Origin of the sequence: Pseudorhodoferax soli (assembly GCF_003337555.1) — a bacterium.
GTDB lineage: Bacteria > Pseudomonadota > Gammaproteobacteria > Burkholderiales > Burkholderiaceae_C > Pseudorhodoferax > Pseudorhodoferax soli.
Map to the genome: position 1 here is coordinate 314,051 of NZ_QPJK01000008.1, position 23,395 is coordinate 337,445.

24 protein-coding genes are annotated in these 23,395 nt (G+C 71.3%); 17 read left to right on the plus strand and 7 right to left on the minus strand.

Annotated features, from left to right (window positions below; all coding sequences use genetic code 11):
• The first annotated feature begins 6 nt into the window (after positions 1 to 6).
• From DES41_RS26790 to DES41_RS26810, 5 genes are all read left to right on the plus strand, one after another.
• A complete protein-coding gene (locus tag DES41_RS26790) occupies positions 7 to 1,029 on the plus strand; it encodes a hypothetical protein (RefSeq protein ID WP_147282970.1) in 1,023 nt (340 codons plus the stop codon).
• Between the two features lie 435 nt (positions 1,030 to 1,464).
• Positions 1,465 to 2,442: a universal stress protein gene (locus DES41_RS26795; protein ID WP_114470661.1), complete on the plus strand. Its 978-nt coding sequence runs from the start codon at positions 1,465 to 1,467 to the stop codon at positions 2,440 to 2,442.
• Positions 2,439 to 3,101 carry an N-acetyltransferase gene (locus DES41_RS26800; protein WP_114470662.1) on the plus strand — a complete coding sequence of 221 codons (663 nt, stop codon included), beginning with the start codon at positions 2,439 to 2,441 and terminating at the stop codon, positions 3,099 to 3,101. Before DES41_RS26795 ends, DES41_RS26800 begins: the two co-directional genes overlap by 4 nt.
• Before the next feature lie 242 nt (positions 3,102 to 3,343).
• Positions 3,344 to 4,342, plus strand: a complete 999-nt coding sequence (locus tag DES41_RS26805) for an SGNH/GDSL hydrolase family protein (protein ID WP_114470663.1) — start codon at positions 3,344 to 3,346, stop codon at positions 4,340 to 4,342.
• A 414-nt stretch (positions 4,343 to 4,756) separates the two neighbouring features.
• Positions 4,757 to 5,545 (plus strand): THxN family PEP-CTERM protein, encoded by a 789-nt coding sequence (locus DES41_RS26810; RefSeq protein ID WP_114470664.1) that lies wholly within the window; start codon positions 4,757 to 4,759, stop codon positions 5,543 to 5,545.
• Between the two features lie 97 nt (positions 5,546 to 5,642).
• On the opposite strand, the gene DES41_RS26815 is transcribed toward DES41_RS26810, so the two are convergent.
• Positions 5,643 to 6,623, minus strand: coding sequence for a tripartite tricarboxylate transporter substrate binding protein (locus tag DES41_RS26815; RefSeq protein WP_114470665.1), 981 nt, complete (start codon positions 6,621 to 6,623; stop codon positions 5,643 to 5,645).
• 28 nt (positions 6,624 to 6,651) lie between these two features.
• Positions 6,652 to 7,902: a porin gene (locus tag DES41_RS26820; RefSeq protein WP_170168298.1), complete on the minus strand. Its 1,251-nt coding sequence runs from the start codon at positions 7,900 to 7,902 to the stop codon at positions 6,652 to 6,654.
• Between the two features lie 113 nt (positions 7,903 to 8,015).
• Here DES41_RS26820 and DES41_RS26825 point away from each other — a divergent pair, with 113 nt between their 5' ends.
• From DES41_RS26825 to DES41_RS26835, 3 genes are all read left to right on the plus strand, one after another.
• Entirely contained in the window at positions 8,016 to 9,026 is a 1,011-nt protein-coding gene (locus tag DES41_RS26825) for an AraC family transcriptional regulator (RefSeq protein WP_114470667.1), read from the plus strand.
• Positions 9,027 to 9,109: 83 nt separating this feature from the next.
• A complete protein-coding gene (locus DES41_RS26830; RefSeq protein WP_114470790.1) occupies positions 9,110 to 9,337 on the plus strand; it encodes an addiction module protein in 228 nt (75 codons plus the stop codon).
• Complete coding sequence (locus DES41_RS26835; RefSeq protein ID WP_114470668.1) at positions 9,334 to 9,627, plus strand: type II toxin-antitoxin system RelE/ParE family toxin; 294 nt, start codon at positions 9,334 to 9,336, stop codon at positions 9,625 to 9,627. Before DES41_RS26830 ends, DES41_RS26835 begins: the two co-directional genes overlap by 4 nt.
• A 24-nt stretch (positions 9,628 to 9,651) precedes the next feature.
• On the opposite strand, the gene DES41_RS26840 is transcribed toward DES41_RS26835, so the two are convergent.
• A complete protein-coding gene (locus tag DES41_RS26840; protein ID WP_114470669.1) occupies positions 9,652 to 10,650 on the minus strand; it encodes an AraC family transcriptional regulator in 999 nt (332 codons plus the stop codon).
• A 130-nt stretch (positions 10,651 to 10,780) separates the two neighbouring features.
• Here DES41_RS26840 and DES41_RS26845 point away from each other — a divergent pair, with 130 nt between their 5' ends.
• From DES41_RS26845 to DES41_RS26860, 4 genes are read left to right on the plus strand one after another with little or no spacing between them, the layout of a single operon-like run.
• The gene (locus DES41_RS26845; RefSeq protein ID WP_114470670.1) at positions 10,781 to 11,761 is read left to right on the plus strand and encodes a quinone oxidoreductase family protein; all 981 of its coding nucleotides are present in this window, start codon (positions 10,781 to 10,783) and stop codon (positions 11,759 to 11,761) included.
• 12 nt (positions 11,762 to 11,773) lie between these two features.
• Positions 11,774 to 12,622: a TauD/TfdA dioxygenase family protein gene (locus DES41_RS26850; protein ID WP_114470671.1), complete on the plus strand. Its 849-nt coding sequence runs from the start codon at positions 11,774 to 11,776 to the stop codon at positions 12,620 to 12,622.
• Between the two features lie 27 nt (positions 12,623 to 12,649).
• Positions 12,650 to 13,708 carry a beta-keto acid cleavage family enzyme gene (locus DES41_RS26855; protein ID WP_114470672.1) on the plus strand — a complete coding sequence of 353 codons (1,059 nt, stop codon included), beginning with the start codon at positions 12,650 to 12,652 and terminating at the stop codon, positions 13,706 to 13,708.
• Positions 13,709 to 13,712: 4 nt separating this feature from the next.
• Entirely contained in the window at positions 13,713 to 14,732 is a 1,020-nt protein-coding gene (locus DES41_RS26860; protein WP_114470673.1) for a YeiH family protein, read from the plus strand.
• 4 nt (positions 14,733 to 14,736) lie between these two features.
• Here DES41_RS26860 and DES41_RS39775 read toward each other — a convergent pair whose 3' ends face one another.
• Entirely contained in the window at positions 14,737 to 16,347 is a 1,611-nt protein-coding gene (locus DES41_RS39775) for an IclR family transcriptional regulator (protein ID WP_342769691.1), read from the minus strand.
• Positions 16,348 to 16,477: 130 nt separating this feature from the next.
• Here DES41_RS39775 and DES41_RS26870 point away from each other — a divergent pair, with 130 nt between their 5' ends.
• From DES41_RS26870 to DES41_RS26885, 4 genes are read left to right on the plus strand one after another with little or no spacing between them, the layout of a single operon-like run.
• Positions 16,478 to 17,707 carry a CaiB/BaiF CoA transferase family protein gene (locus DES41_RS26870; RefSeq protein WP_114470675.1) on the plus strand — a complete coding sequence of 410 codons (1,230 nt, stop codon included), beginning with the start codon at positions 16,478 to 16,480 and terminating at the stop codon, positions 17,705 to 17,707.
• 14 nt (positions 17,708 to 17,721) lie between these two features.
• Positions 17,722 to 18,891, plus strand: coding sequence for an acyl-CoA dehydrogenase family protein (locus tag DES41_RS26875; RefSeq protein WP_114470676.1), 1,170 nt, complete (start codon positions 17,722 to 17,724; stop codon positions 18,889 to 18,891).
• A 22-nt stretch (positions 18,892 to 18,913) separates the two neighbouring features.
• Positions 18,914 to 19,912, plus strand: coding sequence for a tripartite tricarboxylate transporter substrate binding protein (locus tag DES41_RS26880; RefSeq protein ID WP_114470677.1), 999 nt, complete (start codon positions 18,914 to 18,916; stop codon positions 19,910 to 19,912).
• Position 19,913: 1 nt separating this feature from the next.
• A complete protein-coding gene (locus DES41_RS26885; RefSeq protein WP_114470678.1) occupies positions 19,914 to 20,906 on the plus strand; it encodes an acrylyl-CoA reductase family protein in 993 nt (330 codons plus the stop codon).
• On the opposite strand, the gene DES41_RS26890 is transcribed toward DES41_RS26885, so the two are convergent.
• Entirely contained in the window at positions 20,903 to 21,667 is a 765-nt protein-coding gene (locus DES41_RS26890) for a PEP-CTERM sorting domain-containing protein (protein WP_170168299.1), read from the minus strand. The genes DES41_RS26885 and DES41_RS26890 overlap by 4 nt on opposite strands.
• Before the next feature lie 160 nt (positions 21,668 to 21,827).
• Between DES41_RS26890 and DES41_RS26895 the strand changes: the two genes are divergently transcribed.
• Positions 21,828 to 22,265: a hypothetical protein gene (locus tag DES41_RS26895; protein ID WP_147282971.1), complete on the plus strand. Its 438-nt coding sequence runs from the start codon at positions 21,828 to 21,830 to the stop codon at positions 22,263 to 22,265.
• 30 nt (positions 22,266 to 22,295) lie between these two features.
• Here DES41_RS26895 and DES41_RS26900 read toward each other — a convergent pair whose 3' ends face one another.
• Positions 22,296 to 22,505 carry a hypothetical protein gene (locus DES41_RS26900; RefSeq protein ID WP_114470681.1) on the minus strand — a complete coding sequence of 70 codons (210 nt, stop codon included), beginning with the start codon at positions 22,503 to 22,505 and terminating at the stop codon, positions 22,296 to 22,298.
• Positions 22,502 to 23,353, minus strand: a complete 852-nt coding sequence (locus tag DES41_RS26905; protein ID WP_114470682.1) for a hypothetical protein — start codon at positions 23,351 to 23,353, stop codon at positions 22,502 to 22,504. The genes DES41_RS26900 and DES41_RS26905 overlap by 4 nt, the downstream gene beginning before the upstream one ends.
• Between the last annotated feature and the right edge of the window lie 42 nt (positions 23,354 to 23,395).

A 23,395-nucleotide genomic window follows, 5' to 3' on the forward strand; every position in this document is an offset into this window, starting at 1 on the left:
CGGTTGGTGCAGCTTCTCTGTGCGTGGGCGCTGGCCCTGGCCGCGGCAGCTGCGCTGGCCGATGCGCCCAACCCCGTGCCTGCACCGCCTGCCTGCACGGCATCGGCACCGCGACAGCCCGGGCGGCCCGTGGCCGTGCCAGTGCCCAAGGCCGCGCCGCTGCTATTGCAGAACTTCGTGTACTGCAGCCCGGCACCGCCATCGGCGCCTGTGCCGGTCGCCGTCGCCAGTGCCGCCGTGGCACCGGCATCGGCGCCGGCCACGGCGCCCACGGCCGCGTGCCCGTTGCCTGCGCCGGCCACGCCATGCACGGTCGACCCCACGACCGTGCCCACCTCCGTGGAGATCAACCTCGGCAAGGGCATCGGCCTGAAGTTCCAGTCCGCCGGGTGGCTGGCCTGGGTGTTGACCGGCCTGTGCGCGCTGGCGGTGATCGCGGTGCTGTTCCACGTCCTGCGGTCGAGGCCCGTGGTGGCGGCCGGGGGCAGCACGGCACCGGCCAGTGGCTGGCCGTGGCTGGCGGCCCTGCTGGCCCTGGTGCTGGGCCTCTTCGCGGGCTTGGCGCTGGCGCCGGAGCCGCAGCTGTCCGATGCGCAGCTGCGCGCGCTGCAGGACTCGCCGCAGTTCAAGGCCGCCATGGTGGAACTGGTGGAGGCCAAGGCCGAGGCGGCCCGGCTGCGCGAGCGCGTGGTAGCCCTGGAACTGGCAGCCCGGGCCGCGGTGCCGGCGCCGCCGCTCACGCCTGCGCCGCAGGTGCTGCGCATGGGCGGCTACGACCTGTTCAGCCTGGTGCTGGGCGCGGCGCTGGCCGTGGCCGTGGGCATCGCGGCGTGCATGCGCTGGGTGCAGGAGCACGCGCAGATGCGCGAGTTGCTGCGCGCCATCGGTGCGGCGGTGTCGGCCGCCGGGCCGTGGCGGACCACCGTGACCAAGCCCGAGGCCGGGCCGCCGTCTGCTGATGCCATCGCCCTGGTCACCGTGCGGCGCCTGCTCTCCGGGCGCTGGGGCGCGCCAGGCGACAGCCCTTGAGCCAGGGCCGCGTGCCGCTTGTACGCGCATGGGCGCAGCCCGCGTGCCGCCAAGGCATGGCCGTATCGGCCTGCGCACGCTCGCTGCACCGCGCAGTCCGCAGTCATCCTCGCGCAGCGCACCAGGCTGCCAATCTGGCAAGGACCGTGGGGCCATGAGCCTGCATGCCACCCAGGCGGCCTAGACTCCCCGCCCATGCCTTCACGCCACCACGCCCGCCCGCACGCCGACAGGCCTTGCCGCGCGCGCAGCGTGCTGGCCCGGTGCGCCGCTCCGCGCCGAACCGCCGGCCATTCCTGAGCCCGGCGGTCCGCACCAGAAGCACTTCCCCCTTCCTCGCTGCCGATCGCCGGGCCCCACAGCCCCAAGGTCCCGGTGCGCCTGCGCGCCGGGTGTGGTCGTTGCGTTCGCACTTCGTGCGATGAAGGAGTTCCCATGCAATTGCGGCAGATCGTTGCCGTTGTCGATGCGTCCGCCGCCGGTGTGCAGGCGGGCTGGCGCGCCGCGCGCCTGGCCTGGGCGCATGGCGCCACGCTGAGCCTGGTGGCGCCGATGGCGCTGCCCGACCGGCATCCCGTCTCGCGCCATGGCCCCAGTGCGCCGCCGGTGCGCATGCGCGAGGCGCTGAGCGACCTGGCCGGCACCATGGCCGCCGCCATCGGCATCCGGCCGGCGGTGGCGGTGGATCTGGAAGGAGAGGGCGGCGCGCTGCTGCAGCGGCAGGTGCGCACGGCCAGCCTCGTCGTCGTGCCCGCGTCGGCGGGCCCGGCAGGCGCCACGGCCTGGTGGCACGGCAGCCTGGCCGAGCGGCTGCTGCGCGAGGCGGGCGCGCCGGTGCTGCTGGTGCGGCGCCCGGCGGGCACGGCGCACCGCAGCGCGCTGGTGGCGACGGGCCCGGACGAGGCAGGCCCTCTGCTGCGCGCGGCCGGGTGGCTGTGCCGCCCCGATGCCGTGCTGGCCTGCCATGTGCTGGACCCGGCCATCCAGCGGCACCTGCATGCGGCCGATCTGCCTTTGCACACCGTGCAGTCGTGGGTGGAGACGGCCAAGCAGCGCGCCGAACTGGCCCTGGGCCAGCAGCTCGTGCAGGCCGGGCTGCAGGCCGGGCAGGCGCTGGTGCTGCAGGGCCCGGCGCTGGCGCGGCTGCTGCATGCCCAGCACAGCCGCGCCGCCTCGCTGCTGGTGGTGGGCAAGCCCCGGCGCAGCCGCTGGGCCGACCTGTTGCGCCCGGCCCTGGCCCGGCAACTGGCCGCGCGCGTGGCCTGCGACGTGTTGTGGCTGCCGGATCCGTTGCCCAGCGCGGAGCTGGCGCGCCAACGCATGCGCCGCGTGGATGCGCCGGTGCCGCTGGCGCCTCCAGGTGGCCCGTCGGTGCTGGCACCGCAGCGCGCCGGCGTGCGCCCGCAGCCATGAGCGCCGCGCTGCCATGGCACCCGGCGCACACGGTCCCATGGCCGCTGCCCGGTGCGCTGCAGCGGCTGCGCGGGTGGCTGGCGCCATGGGCCTGCCTGCGCGTCGACGTGGACCGGCCGCTGGACGGCCTGGCGCGCGAGCTGCACGGCCTGCACGGCCGCCTGCTCGACGGCACGCTGCAGGCCTCCTGCCTGCTGCTGCCCGGCCCCCTGCCGGGCCTGCGACTGTGGCATCGGCAGGCCGACGGCGAGCATTACGTCTACGTGGAAGACATGGCCGCCGGCTGCCTGGCCGGCACCACCGTGTTCAACCGGCTGGTCGAGGTGGGCCGGACCGTGGACCCGCATGTGCGTTCGCCGCACTCGCGCTACCGCCCGGCCTACCAGCGCCGCGGCATCGCCGCCGCCGTCTATGCCTGGGCGCTGGACAGCGGCATCTGCCTGGTGAGCGGCGCGCGCCAGTCGCCCGGCGCCCACGCGCTGTGGCAGGCGCTGGGCCGGCGCTACGGCCTGGGCTACGTGCAGCTGTCGGGCCGGCGCCTGCGCTGGCTGGGCACGAACGTGGCGCCCGCCCTGGCCGAGGGGCTGGACACGCGGCTCATGCTGTGGGCCGGGGCGCCGGAGCGGCTGCGCTGGCTCGACGGGATGCCGCGAGGCTGAGCAGCGGGGGAGCCGTTTCGGCGCTCCCGCGGTACTGCTTCCCCACCCAATGTTGCAAATGCGAATGCTTATTGGCAGCGCTATTGTGTGAATCAGCGCACCCGGAATCCCGTAGGCCGGCCCAACCGCGGCTGGTAATCCCATTTGTAAGACAGTTCCTTCTTTTTTTGTAAGCAGCGCCGGCGCGCAGCCGCCCACATGATTGCCCGCTTATAGTGCGGCCGCCCCCTGAAAGGTAAGTCATGAAATCGTGTGTAAAGAGCCTGTGTCGCAGCCTGTTGGTCGTCGTCGGAATCGGGGCGGCCCAGCTTTCCTGGGCCGGGCGGTCGAATTACCAAGAGCTTTATGTGTTTGGCGACAGCCTGTCGGACACGGGAAACTCCTTGGTCGCCACCACTGCGCAGCAAATGGTGCCGGCCTTGCCGCCTTCACGTTCCCCCAATGCCACTTACTGGCAGGGGCGCTATACCAATGGGCCGGTCGCCGCTGAATATCTTTGGGATTTGATGAACCGCAAGAACGGTTCAGAACTGACCCCGTCCCTGGTTCTCGATGGCCGTGTGAAGAAGGCGGGGGTCAGTTTCGCCTTCGGTGGTTCCACCTCCGGTGTCAGTTCACAGTCGCCGCTGGGGTTCACCGTTCCGGGGCTGCTGGGCCAGATCCAGATGTTCAACGCACTGCTGGCCGGTAAAAAGGCGCCGGCCAATGCGCTGTATGTGGTCTGGAGTGGGTCGAACGACTATCTGCAAGGCGTCACCAGCACCCCCGCGACGGTGGTGAACAACGTCGCGGCCTCGGTGCGGCAGCTCTACGCCATGGGCGCACGTTCGTTCCTGGTGCCGAATCTGGCCGACCTGGGGCTGACGCCTTTCGTCCAGGTCCAGAACGCGGGGCCGGCATTCACGCAGCTGAGCCAGGCGCACAACGCTTTGCTGCAGGAAGCGCTGGGACGACTCTCGAATGAACTGCCGGCAGCGCGCATCGTGGCGGTCGACGTGTTTGCGCTGGGGGCAGCGGTGGTCGGCGCCGGTCAGGTGTCGGCGGAACTGCCCGCGCTGGAATACCTTGCGCCCGGTTCTGGCGCGGCAGATTGCCTGTTCCGCAATCCGGCGACCTGTATCGACGTGAATTTCTCTGCGTTCTTGCCGCCATTTTTGTTCTGGGACGTGATGCATCCCACCACGCAGGTGCATGGCCTGATTGGCAGTGCCATGTACCGCGCCTTGCAACAAAAGCCATGAAACCACTGCGCTGGCTTTGAACCACAAAGCCGGTTGCGATTCACCAGTTTCCTTCTGTACAACGCAAGGATGCTTTCGCCATGGACAGCATGCAGCAAATCAGAATCTCATGCGACCCGCCATCCGTCCGCTCCAACGGCCGTCGGTTTGACTGCGAATGGATGGAGGGCTCCCAAATGAACCGATGGCTTTTGCGCGCCAGGCTGGCGGAGGCATTGGCAGAGCATGGGCCGCATTCGCATTGGCTGGAAGCCCGGCTCAAAAGCGAGGCGGCGCAGGCCATTTCCTTGTAACAGGGTGAGGATCAACAATCGGAAGATTCTTGCCCTGTGAATATCTCTTTCGCATTTCTGCCCGCGGCAATGGCTGGTGCGGTACCGATGAAAAAATGATGGCGACAACCCGGAGTAGAAAATGGATTTTGTCAAATTAGGTCTTGTTGCCGCGGCAGCCTTATCGGCGGCCCCGGCGTTCTCGTCCCAGGTCACGCAATGGGATTACATCGTGGACAGCGCCTTCGATGCCGCGCAAACCACGTTCTCGGCCGGACGCGCGTCGAGCAGCGGCACAGTGGCGCCGTCCAACCTGCAGATCAGCTGGGGCGTGGGGAACGGCAACGTCGGCGTGAACCGCAGCGCGCTGCAGATCTCGGCCACGCCGAGCAGCGGCGTGCTGGTGACCGACGGCGCATCGCAGCTGGCCAACACCTACACGCACATCAACAACGGCAACCTGGGTCGCAACAGCGTGTCGCTGCTGACGACGCAGATCGACGCGCAGCTGCAATTGCGGCCCAGCGGCTCCGGTCTGCCCTACGCCTCCTACCTGGCGAGCTACACGGTCCACTTCGCGGAGACGCCCAACGTGTCCGGCACCTGTGCGGTGCAGAGCGCGGTTGCGTGCGACGACATCTTCGTCATCGCCGGTTCGCTCAACGAGGCGTTCGTGTACGACGGCTTCGAGTACTTCGTGAGCTTCTTCGCGGCGCCTGCGCTGGGCACCCTGGACGACGCCGTCTGCGCGGCAGCGGCGGCTGGTCCCGGCTGCATCGGCTTCACCACGCAGGAGTTCATGACGACGAACGTCAACTTCAACCTGGCGATCACCAGCAGGGCCATCGAGGTGCCGGAACCAGGGTCCATCGCCTTGCTGGGCGCGGGCCTGCTCGGACTGGTGGGTCTGGGTCGACGCCGCCTGCGCTGAGGCCGGTTGGAACCGGGCCGCGCGCCCGGGGCGCCGGCGCGTTCTCCAGCGCCTGCACCGGCGCTCGGTCAGCGCGGCTGCGCGGTGTTGGCGATGGTTACTGGTTCAGCCGGATGTCGAAGGCCTTCACGATGCCGGCGTTGCGCTGGTATTCGGCGCGCACCGATTGCGCCATCTGCTCTGGCTCCAGGTCTTCCACCAGGTCGAAGCCGTTGGCCACCAGCTGCTCGCGCACGCGCGGCTGGGCGGCCGCCCGCAGCACGGCGGCGTGGATTTTGCCCATCAGTTCGGCCGGCACATTGCCGGCGGCCACCAGGCCCACCCAGTTGCTGAAGTCCAGTTCGGGGTAGCCCTGTTCGGCCAGCGTGGGCACGTCGGGCAGCTGCGGCGAACGCGCCTTGGCGGCCACGCCGTAGACCTGCAGCTTGCCGGCCGCGACCATGGCCCGTGAGGTGGACAGGCCGTCGAACATGATCGGGATGGTGCCGGCCATCACCTGCACCAGCGCGGGCGGCGAGCCGGGAAACGGCACGTGCTGCAGGTCCAGCCCGGCCTTCTGGTTGAAGATCACGCCGGCATAGTGCGAGCTGGTGCCCGCGCTGTACGAGGCAAAGCTGAGCTTGCCCGGCTGGCTCTTCAGCTGGGCGACCAGGCCCTTCAGGTCCTTCGGCAGGCCCGGCGTGCCGACCAGCACCATGGTGCCGCGCGCGACGAAAGCCACGGGCTTCACGTCGACGAGCGGGTCGAAGCTGCCCTTCATGACCAGCGGAATCTCGGTCAGCACATTGCTGGCCGTGAACATCAGCGTCTGGCCGTTCGGCGGCGCGGCGCGCAGCGCCTGCACGCCGATGGCACCGCCGGCGCCCGGCTTGTTGTCGACGATCACCGGCTGGTGGATCTCGCGCGCGAGCGCCTCGGCGACGATGCGCGCGGCCACGTCCATGGTGCCGCCGGGCGGCGCCGGCACGACGATGCGCACGGGCTTGTCGGTCCAGGCGTGGGCGGGTGACAGCAGCAGCGCGGCGCCCAGGGCGAGCAGCGTGCGGCGTGCGGTGGGGAGGAAATTCGGGGTGGTCATGGCGTCTCCTGTTCGTGGTGCGTGGGCGTCAGAACGTGTGGCGCAGGCCGGCCATCCAGGCACTCACATTCTTGCCGGCGGCGACTGGCGTGGCATAGACGGGGCTCAGGTTCATGTTGCCGCCCGCGTTGCGCACGGACGCGCCCTGGGCGTACAGCATCGTGCGTTTGGACAGTGCGTAGTCCACGCCGGCCGCGAACTGGGTGGCCTGGTGGCCGGCGTTGGTGTTGTCCGTCATGCGGTAGTAGCCGGCCGTCAGGTTCACCAGCGGCGCGATGCGCCAGCCCGCGGCCACGGTCCACAGGTTCAGGCTGGCCGAGCCGCCCGGCACCAGCGCGCGCGCCGGGTTGCGCGCGCGGTAGACGGCTGCGCTGACGGTGTAGGCATCCCAGGTGTACAGCGCGCCGAGCGACACCAGCCGGTTGGTGTGGGCGGTGGGCGTGAAGCCCGCGGCAGTGGCGGCGGCCTGGCCGGCGGCGGCGTTGCCGAGCGCCGCGGTGTAGAGCGCGGTGGCGGCCGGCAGGTTGTTGCCGTGGCCGTCGTACAGCAGGGCCGACAGGCGCAGCCTGCCGTCGTTGTAGAGCAGCGTGGCGCTCTGCTGCCGGTTCGCGCTCGACGCGCCGTTGCCTTCGCCGAAGGCATGGCTCAGGTTCAGCGTCAGGTGCTGCCAGGTGGGCGAGGTGTAGACGACGGCGTTGTCGTTGTAGATGGCGCCGAAGGCCGCGTTCGAGTTGTTGCCGATGAACACCCCGCTGGCGCTGTTGAGCCCCACCAGCGCCGTCAGCGCGCTGCCGAAGTAGCGCGCACCACGCGCGTCGGTGCTGGCCATGGCGAAGTACATCGGCGTGACCTGGCGGCCCAGCTTGAGCTGCCCGAACGGCCCCGAGAGCCCGACCACCGAGAACTGGTTGAACGCCGCCGTGGCCGATGCGCTGTTGGGCCCGCCGATGGTGCCGCTGGCGGTGTTGACGTTGCCCTGCAGCTGGAAGAAGGCGCCATAGCCGCCGCCCAGGTCTTCGTGCCCGCGCAGGCCCCAGTTGCTGGCGCCCAGGCCGCCGTCCTTGTAGCCCGTCAGCCGCGCGCCGGTGCTGGCGGCCGGCACGTAGCCGGCCCTGCCGGCCGAGGTGTTGGAGATCGACAGCACGCCGGCGTCGAGCACGCCGTACAGGCTCACGCCCGCAGTTGCGGGCGGGGGCGTCTGGGCCAGGGCCGGGCCGGCCAGCAGGGCCAGGCCGGCGAGGCCGAGCAGGGGTGCGCAGGACGCGCTGCGGTGTTTCATCGTTGTCTCCTTGCAGGTCTTCTCTGGTGGAAGCCGTGGCCCGATGCTAGGGAGACTCCCCAGGCCGCAGTTGATGATCTGGGACACATACTTGCGCACTTGGGACATCGCCCGTGACCGACACCCTGCTACCCATCCGCAGCGCCAGCCTGCGCGGCTACACCGAGCTGGTGCACGCGCTGGGCCACGACCCGCAGCCGCTGCTGCGCGCGGCCGGCCTCTCGGCGCGGCTGTTGAAGGACCCCGAAACGCTGATCTCGTCCGACGCGGTCTGCGAACTGCTGGAAGACACGGCCGCCGCCACGCGCACCGAGGACTTCGCGCTGCGCCTGGCCGCCATGCGCGACCTGTCCAACCTCGGGCCCATCAGCCTGGTGCTGCGCGACGAGCCCACGCCGCGCCAGGCGCTGGACACGCTGTGCCGCTACCTGCGGCTGCTGAACGCCTCGCTCGTCACGCGCATCGAGGAGGTGGGCAGCGCCGTGCTGATCCGCGAAGACCTCGTGCTGCGCCGCCCGCGCGCCATGCGCCAGTCCATGGAACTGGCCATTGGCGTGATGTTCCGCATCCTGCGCGAGCTGATCGGCCCGCAGTGGCGGCCGCTGGGCGTGGGCTTCACGCACCGGCCACCGGCCGACCCGGCGGCGCACCGCGCCTTCTTCGGCCGCCGCGTGGCCTTCCACCAGGACTACAACGGCCTGCTGTGCGCGGCCGCCGATCTGCAGATCGCGCAGGCGCCGAGCAACCCGGGCGTGGCGGGCTTTGCGCGCGGCTACCTCGAATCAGCGCTGTCGAGCCGGCGCGTCGGCTCGGTCGAGACGGTGCGCCAGCTGATGCTGGCCCTGCTGCCGGGCGGGCGCTGCACCGCGCAGCAGGTGGCCCACCACCTGCGCATGGACCGGCGCACGCTGCACCGGCACCTGGCGGCCGACGGCCTGGGCTTCACCGGCCTGCTGCAGCAGGTGCGCGTGGACGTGGCGCAGCGCCATCTGCGCGAGAGTGATTTGCCGCTGGCCGACGTGGCTGCGCTGCTGGGCTTCTCGTCGGCCAGTGCGTTCAGCCACTGGTTTCGGGCGAGCTTCGGGTGCAGCGCGCTGCAATGGCGCAGGCAGGCGGGGGCGTAGGTCGGCAAGCCACTGTCGCCCGTCCTGGCAACAGGCTTGTGGCAAGCTATCGCCTCCTGAGGACCATCGTGATCGGACCGGCCATGTCAGCCACCCTTGAGATTCTGCAGGCCCAGATTCTGGGTCTGTCAAAGGAAGATCGTTCCCGCCTGCTCGAACGGCTGGTCGCCAGCCTGGATGTGGATGCCGACGCGGAGCAAGAGTGGGAGACGGTGGCCGCGGAACGCGACGCGGAGTTGGCTTCCGGCACCGTCGCAGGCGTTCCGCTGGAAGATGCAATGGCCCGGCTTCGGGCCCGCTTCCCCGGATGAGCATCTTCCTGCATCCCCTGGCGGAACAAGACCTCGAGGAAGCCGCATCCTTCTACGAGCGCGAGGGCTCACCTGCGGTAGCTGCCAGGTTCCTTGCAGAGTTCTACCGGGTCGCCAAACTCCTGCACGCGAACCCCGGCATCGGCACCCCCAGAACGAAAGGCCGCAGGGGCTTTCCGACCACAGGGTTCCCCTACACAGTCATCTACCGCGCATATCCTGCGGACATCCACGTTCTCGTGGTCAAACACGACAGGCGCCGCCCGGACCACGGTGGCGGGCGCAGCTGAGCGATAGGCCGACCGAGGCCGCCCTCACACGAGCGGCTTGCCCTGCCGCCGCCATGCCTCCGGCGCACACCCGAACTGGGCCACGAACCAGCGCGTGAATGCGCTGTGCGTGCTGTAGCCCAGCATGGCCGCCACCTGCCCCACGCCATAGCGCGCGTTGGCCAGGTACTGGCGCGCCAGGTCGCGCCGCACCTCGTGCAGCAGCGCCGCGAAGGTGGCGCCCTCGGCGTCGAGCTGGCGCTGCAGCGTGCGCAGGCTGGTGCCCAGGCCCTGCGCCACCGCCTCGCAGGTGGCGCGGCCCGTGGGCAGCATCAGGTAGATGGCCCTGCGCACCTGCTGCTGCGCCGAGTCGCGGCCGGGCGATTGCGCCTCGACCAGGCCTTGCGCGTAGCGCGCCAGGCCCGGGTCGGCAGCCGGGTTGGGCACGTCCAGATCGGCCGCCGCGCAGGCGAAGCCGTTGAAGCCGCTGTCGAACACCAGCCGGCAGCGGAACAGCTGCCGGTGCAGGCCCGCATCGGCCGGCGCGCCGTGCGCGAAGTGCACGCTGACGGGGCGCCAGCGCTCGGCGAACAGCGCGGCGCACATGCGGTACAGCACGCCGATGGCCAGCTCCACCGACTGGCGCGCCGGCAGGCTGGAGACGATCTCCTCGCGCACGATCACCAGGCGGCCCGCGTCCTCGGTCTGCATCGCCAGCGATTCGTTGACCAGGTGCAGGTAGGCGATGAGCGTGGCCAGCACGGCGCGCAGCGTGGGCTGGTGCGTCAGCAGCAGGCTGACCACGCCGAGGTCGGACAGCTGGCGCGAGCGCGCCATGCGCAGCCCGAAGTTGTCGCAGCCCGTGGCGGCGGCGGCCTGCTCCAGCAGCTGCACCACGGCGCTCGTGGGGATGCGCTGGTCGGGCTGGCGCAGCACGCGGGGTTGGAGCCCCACGCGCCGCAGGGCCAGGGCGGCGTCGAGCCCGAGGCTGGCGGCCACCTCGGCGAAGTTCGTCAGCGCCGCCGCGCGCACCTGCACCGCCATAACGTCCCCCTTGTGGTGGACGCGATTCTGGCATCGAAAGCTAAGCACCTGGCATGGATTGCAAAGCGCGCCGTGCCCCCGGTTCCTACAGTCCAGAGACCGAATCCCCCCAACGAAAGCGAGACAAGCCATGGCCACAGCCGTCAGATTCCACACCACCGGAGGCCCCGAAGTGCTGCGTGTCGAGCAGGTGCAGGTCGGCGAGCCCGGCCCGGGCCAGGTGCTGCTGCGCCATGTGGCCGTCGGGTTGAACTACGCCGACACCTATTTCCGCAACGGCACCTACCCTGTGCCGCTGCCCAGCGGCATCGGCGTCGAGGGCGCGGGCGTGGTGCAGGCGCTGGGCGCCAACGTGCACCACGTGGCCGTGGGCGACCGCGTGAGCTACACGGGCTTCGTCAACACCCTGGGGGCCTACAGCACGGAGCGCCTGGTTCCCGCCGATGCGCTGATCAGATTGCCGGAGGCGATCTCGTGCGAGACGGCGGCGGCCATGACCATGCGCGGCCTGACGTCCGCCTACCTGATGCGCCGCATCCACCCGTTCAAGGCGGGCGACACCATCCTGCTGCACGCCGCGGCGGGCGGCGTCGGGCTGATCGTGGCGCAGTGGGCGGCTCTGCTGGGGCTCACGGTGATCGGCACCGTCTCCACCGAGGCCAAGGCCGAACTGGCGCGCGCGCATGGCTGCACCCACACGATCGACTACAGCCACGAGGACGTGGCGCAGCGCGTGCGCGAACTGACCGGCGGGCGCGGCGTGGACGTGGTGTTCGACAGCGTGGGCCAAAGCACCTTCATGGCCTCGCTGGATTCGCTCAAGCGGCGCGGCCTGCTGGTCTGCGTGGGCACGGCCAGCGGTCCCATCCCGCCGTTCGACCCGGCGCTGCTGGCACGCAAGGGCTCGCTCTTCGTCACGCGCCCCGCGCTGGCCGACTACATCGCCGACCCGGCCGAGAAGGCCGAGCTGGCGGCCGAGGTGTTCGGCCACATCGCGGCGGGCCGCATCCGCATCGAGATCCACCAGCGCTATGCGTTGGAAGACTGCGTGCAGGCGCACCGCGACCTGGAATCGCGCAAGACGACCGGTTCGTCCATCTTCGTCATCTGAGGAGCAGACGCCATGCGCATCGAACCCCTGAGCTGCGCCCTGGGCGCCGAGTTGCTGGATGTGAGCCTGTCCGACGCCGCGCACGACGCCGCCCTGTTCGCCGAGATCAAGGCTGCACTGCTGGCGCACAAGGTGCTGTTCCTGCGCGGCCAGCACTTCAGCCGTGCTGAGCATGTGGCCTTCGCGCGCCGCTTCGGCGCGCTGGAAGACCACCCCGTGGCCGGCAGCGACCCGGAACACCCGGGCCTGGTGCGCATCTACAAGTCGCCCGATCAGCCGAACGACCGCTACGAGAACTCCTGGCACAGCGACGGCAGCTGGCGCGAGACGCCGGCCATGGGCTGCGTGCTGCGCTGCGTGGAATGCCCGCCTGTGGGCGGCGACACCATGTGGGCCAACATGGCGCTGGCCTACGAGAAGCTGCCGCAGCACATCAAGGACCTGATCGCGCCGCTGCGCGCCCGCCACAGCATCGAAGCCACCTTCGGCGCGGCCATGCCGCTGGACAAGCGGCTGGCGCTCAAGGCCCAGTTCCCCGACGCCGAACACCCGGTGGTGCGCACCCACCCGGAGACGGGCGAGAAGCTGCTGTTCGTGAACGGCTTCACCACGCACTTCACCAACTTCCACACCGCCGCCAACGTCAGGGTTGGCCAGGATTTCACGCAGGGCGCCAGCGCGCTGCTGCAGTACCTGGTCAACCAGGCCGCCATCCCCGAATACCAGGTGCGCTGGCGCTGGCAGCCCCACAGCGTCGCGATCTGGGACAACCGCGCCACGCAGCACTACGCCGTGATGGACTACCCGCCCTGCCACCGCAAGATGGAACGCGCGGGCATCGTCGGCACGCCGACCTTCTGAACAACCACCCCAACGGAGACCCTTGCCATGAACTTCCTCGACGGCCACCTGTTCCCCGAGAACCAGCAGCCCCTGGTCATCACCGCCGCCCCGTACGCGCCCTCCTGGGTGCCGTCGGACTTCCCCGGCGAGATCGCCGTGACCATGGAAGAGCAGATCCAGAAGGCGGTGGACTGCTACAACGCCGGCGCCACGGTGCTGCACCTGCATGTGCGCGAGCTGGACGGCAAGGGCAGCAAGCGGCTGTCCAAGTTCAACGAACTCATCGCTGGCGTGCGCGCCCGCGTGCCCGAGATGGTGATCCAGGTCGGCGGCTCGATCAGCTTCGCACCCGAGAGCGACGGCGCGGCCGCCAAGTGGCTCAGCGACGACACGCGGCACATGCTGGCCGAGCTCGACCCCAAGCCCGACCAGGTCACGGTGACGATCAACACCTCGCAGATGAACATCCTGGAGCAGTTCGACCTGCGCGACATCCAGGGCACCTCGATGGAAGACCCGGCGGTGTTCAACGCCTACAAGGAGATGACGGTGCCGGCCCAGCCGGGCTGGGCCGAGGAGCACATCCGGCGCCTGTCGGCCGCAGGCATCCAGAGCGCCTTCCAGTGCTACAACATCAACAGCTTCGAGTCGGTGGAGCGGCTGATGCGCCGCGGCATCTACAAGGGCCCGCTGGTGCTGAACTGGGTGGCCATCGGCGGCGGCATGGACGCGCCCAATATCTACAACCTGGCCAACTTCGTGCGCGCCGTGCCCGACGGCGCGATGCTGACGGTGGAAAGCTCGGTGCTCAACGTGCTGCCGGTGAACATGATGGGCATCGCCATGGGCCTGCATGTGCGCTGCGGCACCGAGGACAACCTGTGGAACCAGTCGCGCAGCGCCAAGATCGGCACCGTGGCCCAGGTGGAGCAACTGGTGCGCATCAGCCGCGAGTTCGGCCGGCCGATCGCCACGGCGCAGCAAGCGCGCGAGATCTGCAAGATCGGCGTGTTCTACGACACGGTGGAGGAGACGCTGCTGGCGAATGGCTTCGCGCCGAACCGCAACGGCGCGCAGCAGGGCTTCCTGCGCAAGGCCGCCTGAACCCATGCACGCCCTGCGCGCCCGGCTGTCCGCGCTGTCGCCCGGCGTGGTGGTGGTGGCCATCGTCGCGGTGGCGGCCCTGTACCTGTCGGGGCACTACGGCGCGCCGGTCATGCTGTTCGCGCTGCTGCTGGGCATGGCCGTCAACTTCCTCTCGCAGGAGGGGCGCTGCCGGCCCGGCATCGAGTTCACGGCCAGGCGTGTGCTGCGCTGGGGCGTGGCGCTGCTGGGCCTGCGCATCACGGCCGCGCAGGTGCAGGCCATGGGCTGGGAACCGGTGGCGATGGTGGCGATCTCGGTCGTCGCGACCATCGCGTTCGGCATCGCCATGGCGCGGGCCATGGGCTTCAAGACCTTCTTCGGCCTGCTGTCCGGCGCTGCCGTGGGCATCTGCGGCGCATCGGCCGCGCTCGCCATCGCGGCGGCGTTCCCGCAGCACCCGCTGAAGGAGCGCGCCACGCTGTTCACCGTCATCGGGGTCAGCAGCCTGTCCACGCTGTCGATGCTGCTGTACCCGCTGCTGGCGCGCTGGCTCGGGCTGGACCCGCTGCAGGCGGGCCTGTTCCTGGGCGGCACCATCCACGACGTGGCGCAGGTGGTGGGCGCAGGCTACAGCATGGGCCACGCCACCGGAGATGCGGCCACCGTGGTCAAGCTCATGCGCGTGGCGATGCTGGTGCCCGTGATCGGCCTGGCGGCCTGGTTGACGCACGCGCAGGCGGCGCGCCAGCCCATGGCGGCCGATGCTGCGCCGCAGGACAAGCCGCCGCTGCCCTGGTTCGCGGCGGCCTTCGTCGTGCTGGTGGCGGTCAACAGCCTGGACGTGCTGCCCGCTGCGGCCGTGGCGGCGGGCAACCAGGCCTCCCAGGTCTTCCTGGTCGCCGCGATGGCGGCGATCGGCATGAAGACACACCTCAAGGACATCCTGGACGTGGGCTGGAGGCCGGTGGCGCTGATGGTGCTGGAGACGGTGTTCCTGGCGGCCTTGTTCTACGGCGCGATGCGCGTGCTGGCAGGCGCCTGAGGCGCTAGGGGGCCAGCGCGGCCTCCAGTTCCTGCACCAGCTCGGTCAGCGCGCTGCCCAGCGCCAGCACCTGGCGCGCCGGCAGCGGCTGCGGTGCCAGCACGCCGCAGTTGAGCACGAAGCGGATCGCGTCCACGGGCTGGGCGAAGGGCACGGCCACGGCCTCGATCTCGGGCCGGAAGTCGCGCGAGCTGCAATGGCCGTGGCGCGCGAACTGCGCCATGGCGCGCTCGACCACACCCGCATGCCGGTGTGCCGCGGCCGGGTCGCGCACGGCGATCTCGTTGAGCACGGCACGGCGCTCGGCGGGGCGCGCGCCGCAGAGCCAGGCGCGGCCCATGGCGGTGGACAGCATGGGCATCACCGCGCCGGTGTCGGGCGGCAGCAGCCGGTTGTCGGTGCGCCAGGCGGTCTGCACGTAGACCATGCCGGCTTGGTGGCGCAGGCCCAGCGAGACCGCGCCGCCGATGCGCTGCGACAGCGCCAGCATGCCCGGCCGCGCGAGCGCGCGCAGGCGCAGCCCGGCCAGCATGGGGTAGGCGATGGCCACCGTGGCCGCGCCCAGCCGGTAGCCACTGCCGAGCGGGTTGCGCCGCAGCAGGCCCAGCTGCACCAGCGTGTGGGTGAGCCGCACCACCGTCTGCGGCGACAGGCCGAGCCGGCGCGCGAGCTGGGCGTTGCCGAGCACCTCGTCGCCGGGCTGGAAGCAGGCCAGCAGGTCCAGGCCGCGCGCCAGCGTTTGCGCGGCGGCGGTGGCCGGGTCGTCGCCGGCACGGCGGCGCGCGGGCGGCGCGGGTGCGGGCTGCGGCGGCCAGGCGGCAGCGGGCGGCGCGGTGCCGGCGGATTCGGCGCGCCATTCCTGCTCGATGCGCCGGGCCAGGGCCAGCAGCCGCGGGGCGACGCGGCCGGCCAGTTCGCCGGGTGCCAGGCGCCGGGCCGGCAGGCCGCAGTTGAGCACCAGGCGTTCGCCGCCCAGGCGCACGTCCAGCGGCACGGCCACCGCGTGCACCTCGCTCTGGAAATGGCCGGGCGAGAAGCACAGGCCGCGCTGCGCGAAGTCGCGCCGGGCCTGGGCCAGCGCCGGCGCCCAGGCCGCAAGCTGGGCCGGTTCGTGCGCGCGCAGCGCAGCCAGCGCCTGGGCGCGCTCGGTGGGCGCGGCGCTGGCCAGCCAGGCGCGGCCGACGGCGCTGGCCAGCAAGGGCAGGGCGGCGCCCACGTCGGGCTTGAAGGCCGAAGGTTGGTGCCAGCGGCAGGTCTCCACATAGACCATGTGGCGGTGGTTGCGCATGGCCAGCGAGACGGCGCCGCCCAGTTCCTCGGCCAGTTGGCTCATGGGCAGCCGCGCGAGCCGGCGCACGCCCAGGCTGGCCAGCAGCGGATAGCCCAGCGTCAGCGCGCTGCTGCCCAGCCGGTAGCGCCGCGTGCCGGCGTCGAACAGCAGCAGGCCGCGCGCGAGCAACTGTGTGCTCAGCCGCGAGATGCTGGCCTTGGACAGCCCGGTGCGCTCGGCCAGCTGCTTGTTGGACAGGCCGGCCGGCGCGTCGGCGAAGGCGTCGAGCAGGGCCAGGCCATGGGCGAGGCTGCTGGCGTAGCGGGGATCGGCGGCGGCGTGCACGCGTTCAATATAGCGAAACAAGCATTGGCGGCGGGAGGGTGCCAAACCTAAGCTGCGCACCGGATCGACCTGAACGACGGAGACGAACGATGCCGGTGAACCCCTGCTCAACGCTGCCCAAGGCGGCGCCATGACCCCCACCACGCCCGACGCCCCGGCCCACGCCGCGGCCCACGCCACTGGAGGCCCGCTGGCCGGCCTGCGCATCCTGGACATGGCCACCGTGGTGGCCGCGCCCTTCGGCGCCACGCTGTGCGCCGATGCGGGCGCCGAGGTCGTCAAGCTGGAACTGCCCGAGGGCAACGACCCGCTGCGCGGCCTGGCGCCCACCGGCCTGTACTGGAAGGTGCTGAACCGCGGCAAGGCCGGCGTCTCGCTCGATGTGCGCAAGCCCGAGGGGCGGGCGCTGTTCCTGCAGCTGATCGCGGGCTTCGACATCCTGGTGGAGAACTTCCGCCCCGGCACGCTGGACCGGTGGGGCCTGGACTGGGCCACGCTGCAGGCGGCCAACCCGCGCCTGTCGGTGCTGCGGCTCACGGGCTTCGGCCAGACCGGGCCCTATGCCGGACGGCCCGGCTTCGCGCGGATCTTCGAGGCCATGGGCGGGCTGGCGCACCTGACGGGCGAGGCCGGCGGCAACCCGCTGCACATGAACTTCCCGCTCGGCGATTCCATCGCCGGCCTGTTCGGTGCCTTCGCCATCGCGAGCCTGGCGGCCGAGCGGGCGCGCGACCCGCAGGCGCCGGGGCGCGAGGTCGACCTCTCGGCCACCGAGGCGCTGCTGCGCGTGCTGGAGCCGCTGGCGGCCGAGCACGAATGCCTGGGCGAGGTGCGCGGCCGCACCGGCGCGCGGGCCAGCTACACGGCGCCATCCAACATCTACCGCACGCAGGACGGGCAGTGGATCACGCTGGTGGGCTCCTCCGACGCGATCTTCCGCAGGCTTTGCACGGCGATGGGGCAGCCCGGGCTGGCCGACGATGCGCGCTTCGCGAGCAACCCGCAGCGCCTGCGGCACCTGGACCAGATCGACGGGGCCATCGCGCAATGGTTCGCCACGCAGGAGTACGCCGGGCTGGCCGCGCAACTGGAGGCGCACGGCGTGCCCTTCAGCAAGATCTATTCGATCGCCGACGTGCTGGAAGACCCGCACTTCCAGGCGCGCGAGGCGTTCTGGCGCCTGCCCGATGCCGAGCTGGGCTCGGTGCCCGCGCCGGCCGCCGTGCCGCGCTTCGGCCAGCACACGCCGGCGCCGCCGCGCACCGGCCCCGCCACCGGCGAGCACAACGCCGCCATCTACGGCGCGCTGGGCCTGACCGATTCCGACCTGGCCGCGCTGCGCGCTGCCCGCGTCATCTGAAGAAGGAGACGAACATGATCCGAGATCCCGAGGCATTCCAGGAACTGCTGGCCGGCGTGCGCCGCCAGGTGAGCGAGCAGATGATCCCGCGCGAGGCCGAGGTCGAGCGGCTGGATGAAGTGCCGGCCGACCTCGTGGCCGCGCTGGCGCGCAGCGGCTACTTCGGCTGGTCCATCCCCGAGGCCTACGGCGGCGCCGGCATGACGACCGAGGAGCTGGTGCTGGCCGCGATGGAGCTGTCGCAGGCTTCGGTGGCCTTCCGCGCCCGCGTGGGCACCAACACCGGCATCGGCTCCGAGGCGCTGGTGGCCGACGGCACGCCCGCGCAGAAGGACCGCTACCTGCCACGCATGGCGCGCGGCGAGCTGACGGGCTGCTTCGCGCTGACCGAGCCCGAGGCCGGCTCGGATGCCGTGGCCCTCACGACCAGCGCCGTGCGCGACGGCGATCACTACGTGCTGAACGGCGCCAAGTGCTTCATCACCAACGCGCCCATCGCCGGGCTGTTCACGGTGATGGCGCGCACCGACCCGGACGACCGCACGGCGCGCGGCATCACGGCCTTCCTGGTCGAGCGCGAGACGCCGGGCCTCTCGACGGGCCAGCCCTACGACAAGATGGGCCAGGCCGGCTCGCCGGTGTCCGAGGTGTTCTTCGACAACTGCCGCGTGCACGCCGACCAGATCGTGGGCGGCGCCGGCAACACCGGCAACGGCTTCAAGACCGCGATGAAGGTGCTGAACAAGCAGCGCATCCACCTGGCCGCGCTGTGCACGGGCCCGGCCATCCGCATGCTGGACGAGGCCGTGGCGCACACTGCGCAGCGCACGCAGTTCGGCCAGGCGGTGGCGGGCTTCCAGCTGGTGCAGGCGCTGATCGCCGACTGCCAGACCGAGATCCACGCCGCGCGTGCGCTGATCCTGGAGACGGCCCGCGCCCGCGACGCCGGCGAGGACGTGACCATGCAGGCCTCGATGTGCAAGTACTTCGCCTCGGAGATGTGCGGCCGCGTGGCCGACCGCTGCGTGCAGATGCTGGGCGGCACGGGCTTCATTCGCGGCCATGCGATCGAACGCTTCTACCGCGACGTGCGGCTGTTCCGCCTGTACGAGGGCACCAGCCAGATCCACCAGCTCAACATCGCCAAGCGCACGCTGGCCCGCGCCGGCCATGAACTGCGCTGAACACACACACCAGGAGACCGACATGCGCGCCCCGACCACCACCTTCTCCGCCGCGGCCTGCACGCGCCGCGCGGCCACCGCCGCACTGCTGGCCCTGGCCGCGGCACTGCCCGCGGCCCACGCCGCCGGCTACCCGGACAAGCCCGTGCGCATCATCGTGCCCTATGCGCCGGGCGGCGGTGCCGACACCGCGGCACGCGCCATCGGCCAGCGGCTGACGGAGGTCTTCGGCCAGAGCTTCATCGTGGAGAACAAGGCCGGCGCCTCGACGCAGAGCGGCACGCTGGCGGTGGTGCGTGCCGCGCCCGACGGCTACACGCTGCTGCTGGGCACGGCCAACCTGGCGACCAACGCCGTGCTGTTCGACAAGCTGCCCTACGACGCGCAGCGCGACCTGGCGCCGATCTCGCTGATCACCAAGGCGCCGGTGTACGTGGTCGTCCACGCCGAGTCGCCGCTCAAGGACTTGAAGGGCCTGATCGCCCAGACCCGCAGCACCAAGGACGGCCTCAGCTACGGCACGGCCGGCAACGGCAGCATTCCGCACCTGGCGGGCGAGCTGTTCCGCGCCACCACCGGTGCGCAGCTGCTGCACGTGCCCTACAAGGGCAGCTCGGAGGCGGTGGCGGCGCTGGTGGGCAAGCAGATCGACCTGAGCTTCGACAACCTGCCGCCCACCAACAGCATGATCCGGGCCGGCAAGCTGCGCCCGCTGGCCGTGGCCGCCGCCAAGCGCAGCGCGCTGTTGCCCGAGGTGCCGACCACGGGCGAGCTGGGCGTGCCCATGGAGGCCTCGTCCTGGTGGGGCCTGCTGGCGCCGGCCGGCACGCCGCCGGCCATCGTCGCCACGCTGAACAAGGCCATGGTGGAGGCATTGGCCACGCCGCAGATGCGCGAGCACCTGGCGCGCCTGGGCATCGAGCCCGAGAGCTGCAGCCCGGCCGAGTTCACCGCGCTGATCAAGGCCGAGACCGAGAAATGGGGCCGTGTCAGCAAGTCCGCCAACATCAAGGCGGACTGAGATGGCGCCCGAACGCTTCCATGCCTTCCGCCTGCACCGCGACGCGGCGGACGGCCCCGTCTGCGGCCGCTTCGTCGAGCTGGGCGTGGACGATCTCTCGCCCGGCGAGCTGCTGGTGCGCGTGGCCTACACCAGCATCAACTACAAGGACGCGCTGGCGGCGGCCGGCCTGAACCAGATCGTGCGGCAGTACCCGCGCATCGGCGGTATCGACCTGGCGGGCCTGGTGGTGCAGTCGGGCGACCCGCGCTTCGCGCCGGGCGACGCGGTGGTGGTCCACGGCTTCGGCATCGGCGTGGACCACGACGGCGGGCATGCCGAGTACGCCCGCGTGCGCGCCGACTGGGCGCTGCCGCTGCCGGCCGGGCTGAGCCTGGAGGAGGCCGGCACGCTGGGCGTGGCCGGCTACACGGCGGCGCTCTGCGTGCACTGGATGGAGCACAACGGCCTGGCGCCGGGCGGCCTGCCGGTGGTGGTGACGGGCGCCAGCGGCGGCGTGGCCAGCGTGGCGATCGACATCCTCGCCGGGCGCGGCTACGAGGTGGTGGCGGTGAGCGGCAAGGGCGATGCCGACGGCTACCTGCGCGCGCTGGGCGCGGCGCGCGTGCTGGCCCCCGATGCGGCCGCGGGTGCGGGCCGCGCGCTGGACAAGGCGCAATGGGCCGGCGCCGTCGATGCCGTAGGCGGCGAGATGCTGGCCTGGCTGCTGCGCAGCGCGGCGCCCGAGGCCGTGGTCACGAGCTTCGGCAATGCGGGCGGCGCCGAGCTGCACACCACGGTGCTGCCGCTGATCCTGCGCGGCGTGCGGCTGATCGGCATCAACGCCAACAGCCCGATGCCGCTGCGCCAGGCCGTGTGGGCGCGGCTGGCCAGCGACTACAAGCCGCGCCACCTGGCGCGCATCGCGCAGCAGCTGCCGTTCGCGCAGCTGCCCGAGGCGATGGCGCGCATGCGCGAGCGCGGCACGCGCGGGCGCATGGTGGTGGCCCTCTAGCGCCGCGGCCGCCCGGCCCAGCCCAGGCCGGCCAGGCCCAGGCCGAACAACAGTGCGGTGGCCGGTTCGGGCACCGGGTTCGGCTCGGGCTCGGTGACCGGGTCATCGGCGAAGAAGGCATTGGCATGCGCACGGATCTCGTGCACGTCGGGCAGGTCGTCGTAGGCCGCGAAGCCCAGGATGCTGCCGTTGAAGTTGTCCGCGCCCAGCAGTCCGCCGCCATCCACCAGCGTGCCGCCCAGCGCCACCTGGCCGTGCAGCGTGAGCGCCATGCCGACGTAGCCCACGCCGGTGGCGTAGTCGCGCATGAGCTTGCCGTTCACGTACAGAAAGGTCTGGCCGTACTGGCCGAAGCTCGTGAAGGTCAGCACCACGGGCTGGCCGAACACCGTGGGCACGTCGAAGGAATGGTCGTAGACGCCGTATTCGGTCGCGCCGACCGTGGCCGAACCGTATTGCTGGAAGCGGATGGCCTGGTGCTGGCCGCCCGTGTTGGAGCCCAGCAGGCTGCCGGCGATGGCATGCCAGTTGCCCTGCACGATGAACTCGTAGGTGGCATCGCCTTCGCGGTTGCTGCCCACGTTGCCGATGTCGACAACGGTGGGGCTGGTGATGTGGGTGGCGCTGAAGGTGGCGCGCGTGCCGCTGGCCAGCGCCTGCTGCCAGTTGACGAGGCCGGCCTGGGCCGGGGCGCAGAGCAGGGCGGCCAGCGCGGCGGCGCAGGTGGGCAGGGTGGGCAGTGCAGAACAAGTGCGGTGCATCGGAACTCCGTTGGTTGAAGGGGATGCAGCGCAGTCTGGCCACGGCGTGGCGCCCTGTCGGTGAGGAAGGTTACACAGCGCGACGGGCGGCGGGCATGGCCGGCCCGGCCGCCCGCCTGTACTACCATGGCCGGCCGCTGAACCCGCCCACACGATGCCCATGCGCCCCATTTCCGCGCTGGCCTGCTCGGCCCTGCTGCTGCTCCTGCCCGGCCTGGCCTCGGCCCAGAAGATCGAGGTCGACCGCGAGACCTACATGGCGCGCTGCACGGCGCTGCTGTACCCGCTGGACGAGCTGCTGTTGAACCGGCTGTCCAAGGAGGCCGGCTTCGGTGCGAAGTCGCTGGGTTACCTGCGCGCCACGCGCGACGTGTGCGGCTGCAGCTTCGAGCAGGCCCAGCTGGCACTCACGCCGCGCCGGCTGCTGCTGTTCGCGCACCGCGGCTTCGAGCCCGTGGAGCAGGGCATCGGCCAGCTGTTCGAGCCGGCCGACCGCGAGGCGGTGGCCAAGTTCGAGAAGGAGCACAAGGGCTACCGGCGCTGTGCCGAAACCTTCGAACGGCGCGTGGACGAACTCTCGGACGCCAAGGGGCGCTAGCCGCGGCGCGCGGCCTGCGCTGCGCTGGCGTCAGGCCTTGGGCTTGTCCGCCAGGCGTTTGATCTGGATGGCGCGCCCGGTCCACACCCCGCCGGGCGGCAGCGCACGGATGGCGGCCTTCTGCGCGGGGCTGAGGTCCTTCTCGTTGTCGATGTAGGCCGCGCTGACCTGGATGCTGCGCGGGCGCGGGTCGTGCGGGTCGGGCAGGATCAGGCTGATCTCGTAGGTGGTGGTCGTCATGCGGCGATTTTCGGCGATGGCCGGGGCCGGCTGGCCGGGGCGCGCAGCTGCAGCCGCGGCGCATGGACCAGGCCGATGCTGGCCCACACGCCCACGCTGAAGTACAGCGTCATCCAGACCACCTCGGTCTTCCAGTCGGCCCAGTGCGTGGAGACGTGCACGCGGCCCGCCACGTCGGCCGCGCCGGCGGCCAGGCCGAGGTAGTTGCGGCCGGCGGCCTCGTCGGCCAGCCAGCGCTGCCAGTACATGGGCACGTCCACCGCGAACATGTACAGCGCGTAGGCGCCGGCCGCCACCACCCACAGCGCCAGCACCGGCCGCTGGGCCGGCGCCACGCGGGGCCACAGCGTGAGCAGGCACAGCGCGACCAGCGCGGCACACAGGCCCCACAGGCTTTCCTCGAGGGTGTGGCCCAGGTTGGAGGTGCTCAGCACCGAGTACCAGGAGCAGAACTCGGCGATCAGGATGAGCGGCACGATCTGCAGCGCCGCAAGCCGCGCCAGCGGCCGGTCGCCGCCGCGCGTGGTGTCCTTGAGCATCAGCGCCCATTGCGCTGCAAAGCACAGCTCGGCCACGGTGGCGACCGAGCGGCCCACCAGCACGCTGGACCAGGGCGCATCCACCATCACCAGGCGCGGGATGTCGTAGACCGGCACCACCGAGCGGAAGGCGCAGCCGAACACATAGCCGGCCGACAGCCACAGCTGCAGGCGGCGCAGGCCGTGCCATTGGGCATCGCGGGGCAGGTCGGCGCGGTGCACGCGCCAGGCCGTCCAGCTCCAGACGGCGATGTTGAGGAGCGCGACCGTCCAGAGGGCGGTGCGCCACAGGGTGACGGGGTCAGCCATGGCGGGCTGCCCGCGGACGGTGGTTCTTGTTGTGCTGCTGCA

What these genes read in the sequence shown, in the direction of transcription:
- DES41_RS26795 (WP_114470661.1), top strand. Translation starts at nt 1,465, where the DNA reads ATGCAATTGCGGCAGATCGTTGCCGTTGTCGATGCGTCCGCCGCCGGT.
- DES41_RS26800 (WP_114470662.1), top strand. Translation starts at nt 2,439, where the DNA reads ATGAGCGCCGCGCTGCCATGGCACCCGGCGCACACGGTCCCATGGCCG.
- DES41_RS26805 (WP_114470663.1), top strand. Translation starts at nt 3,344, where the DNA reads ATGAAATCGTGTGTAAAGAGCCTGTGTCGCAGCCTGTTGGTCGTCGTC.
- DES41_RS26810 (WP_114470664.1), top strand. Translation starts at nt 4,757, where the DNA reads ATGGATTTTGTCAAATTAGGTCTTGTTGCCGCGGCAGCCTTATCGGCG.
- DES41_RS26815 (WP_114470665.1), bottom strand. Translation starts at nt 6,623, where the DNA reads ATGACCACCCCGAATTTCCTCCCCACCGCACGCCGCACGCTGCTCGCC.
- DES41_RS26820 (WP_170168298.1), bottom strand. Translation starts at nt 7,902, where the DNA reads ATGAAACACCGCAGCGCGTCCTGCGCACCCCTGCTCGGCCTCGCCGGC.
- DES41_RS26830 (WP_114470790.1), top strand. Translation starts at nt 9,110, where the DNA reads ATGTCAGCCACCCTTGAGATTCTGCAGGCCCAGATTCTGGGTCTGTCA.
- DES41_RS26835 (WP_114470668.1), top strand. Translation starts at nt 9,334, where the DNA reads ATGAGCATCTTCCTGCATCCCCTGGCGGAACAAGACCTCGAGGAAGCC.
- DES41_RS26840 (WP_114470669.1), bottom strand. Translation starts at nt 10,650, where the DNA reads ATGGCGGTGCAGGTGCGCGCGGCGGCGCTGACGAACTTCGCCGAGGTG.
- DES41_RS26845 (WP_114470670.1), top strand. Translation starts at nt 10,781, where the DNA reads ATGGCCACAGCCGTCAGATTCCACACCACCGGAGGCCCCGAAGTGCTG.
- DES41_RS26850 (WP_114470671.1), top strand. Translation starts at nt 11,774, where the DNA reads ATGCGCATCGAACCCCTGAGCTGCGCCCTGGGCGCCGAGTTGCTGGAT.
- DES41_RS26855 (WP_114470672.1), top strand. Translation starts at nt 12,650, where the DNA reads ATGAACTTCCTCGACGGCCACCTGTTCCCCGAGAACCAGCAGCCCCTG.
- DES41_RS26860 (WP_114470673.1), top strand. Translation starts at nt 13,713, where the DNA reads ATGCACGCCCTGCGCGCCCGGCTGTCCGCGCTGTCGCCCGGCGTGGTG.
- DES41_RS26870 (WP_114470675.1), top strand. Translation starts at nt 16,478, where the DNA reads ATGACCCCCACCACGCCCGACGCCCCGGCCCACGCCGCGGCCCACGCC.
- DES41_RS26875 (WP_114470676.1), top strand. Translation starts at nt 17,722, where the DNA reads ATGATCCGAGATCCCGAGGCATTCCAGGAACTGCTGGCCGGCGTGCGC.
- DES41_RS26880 (WP_114470677.1), top strand. Translation starts at nt 18,914, where the DNA reads ATGCGCGCCCCGACCACCACCTTCTCCGCCGCGGCCTGCACGCGCCGC.
- DES41_RS26885 (WP_114470678.1), top strand. Translation starts at nt 19,914, where the DNA reads ATGGCGCCCGAACGCTTCCATGCCTTCCGCCTGCACCGCGACGCGGCG.
- DES41_RS26890 (WP_170168299.1), bottom strand. Translation starts at nt 21,667, where the DNA reads ATGCACCGCACTTGTTCTGCACTGCCCACCCTGCCCACCTGCGCCGCC.
- DES41_RS26895 (WP_147282971.1), top strand. Translation starts at nt 21,828, where the DNA reads ATGCGCCCCATTTCCGCGCTGGCCTGCTCGGCCCTGCTGCTGCTCCTG.
- DES41_RS26900 (WP_114470681.1), bottom strand. Translation starts at nt 22,505, where the DNA reads ATGACGACCACCACCTACGAGATCAGCCTGATCCTGCCCGACCCGCAC.
- DES41_RS26905 (WP_114470682.1), bottom strand. Translation starts at nt 23,353, where the DNA reads ATGGCTGACCCCGTCACCCTGTGGCGCACCGCCCTCTGGACGGTCGCG.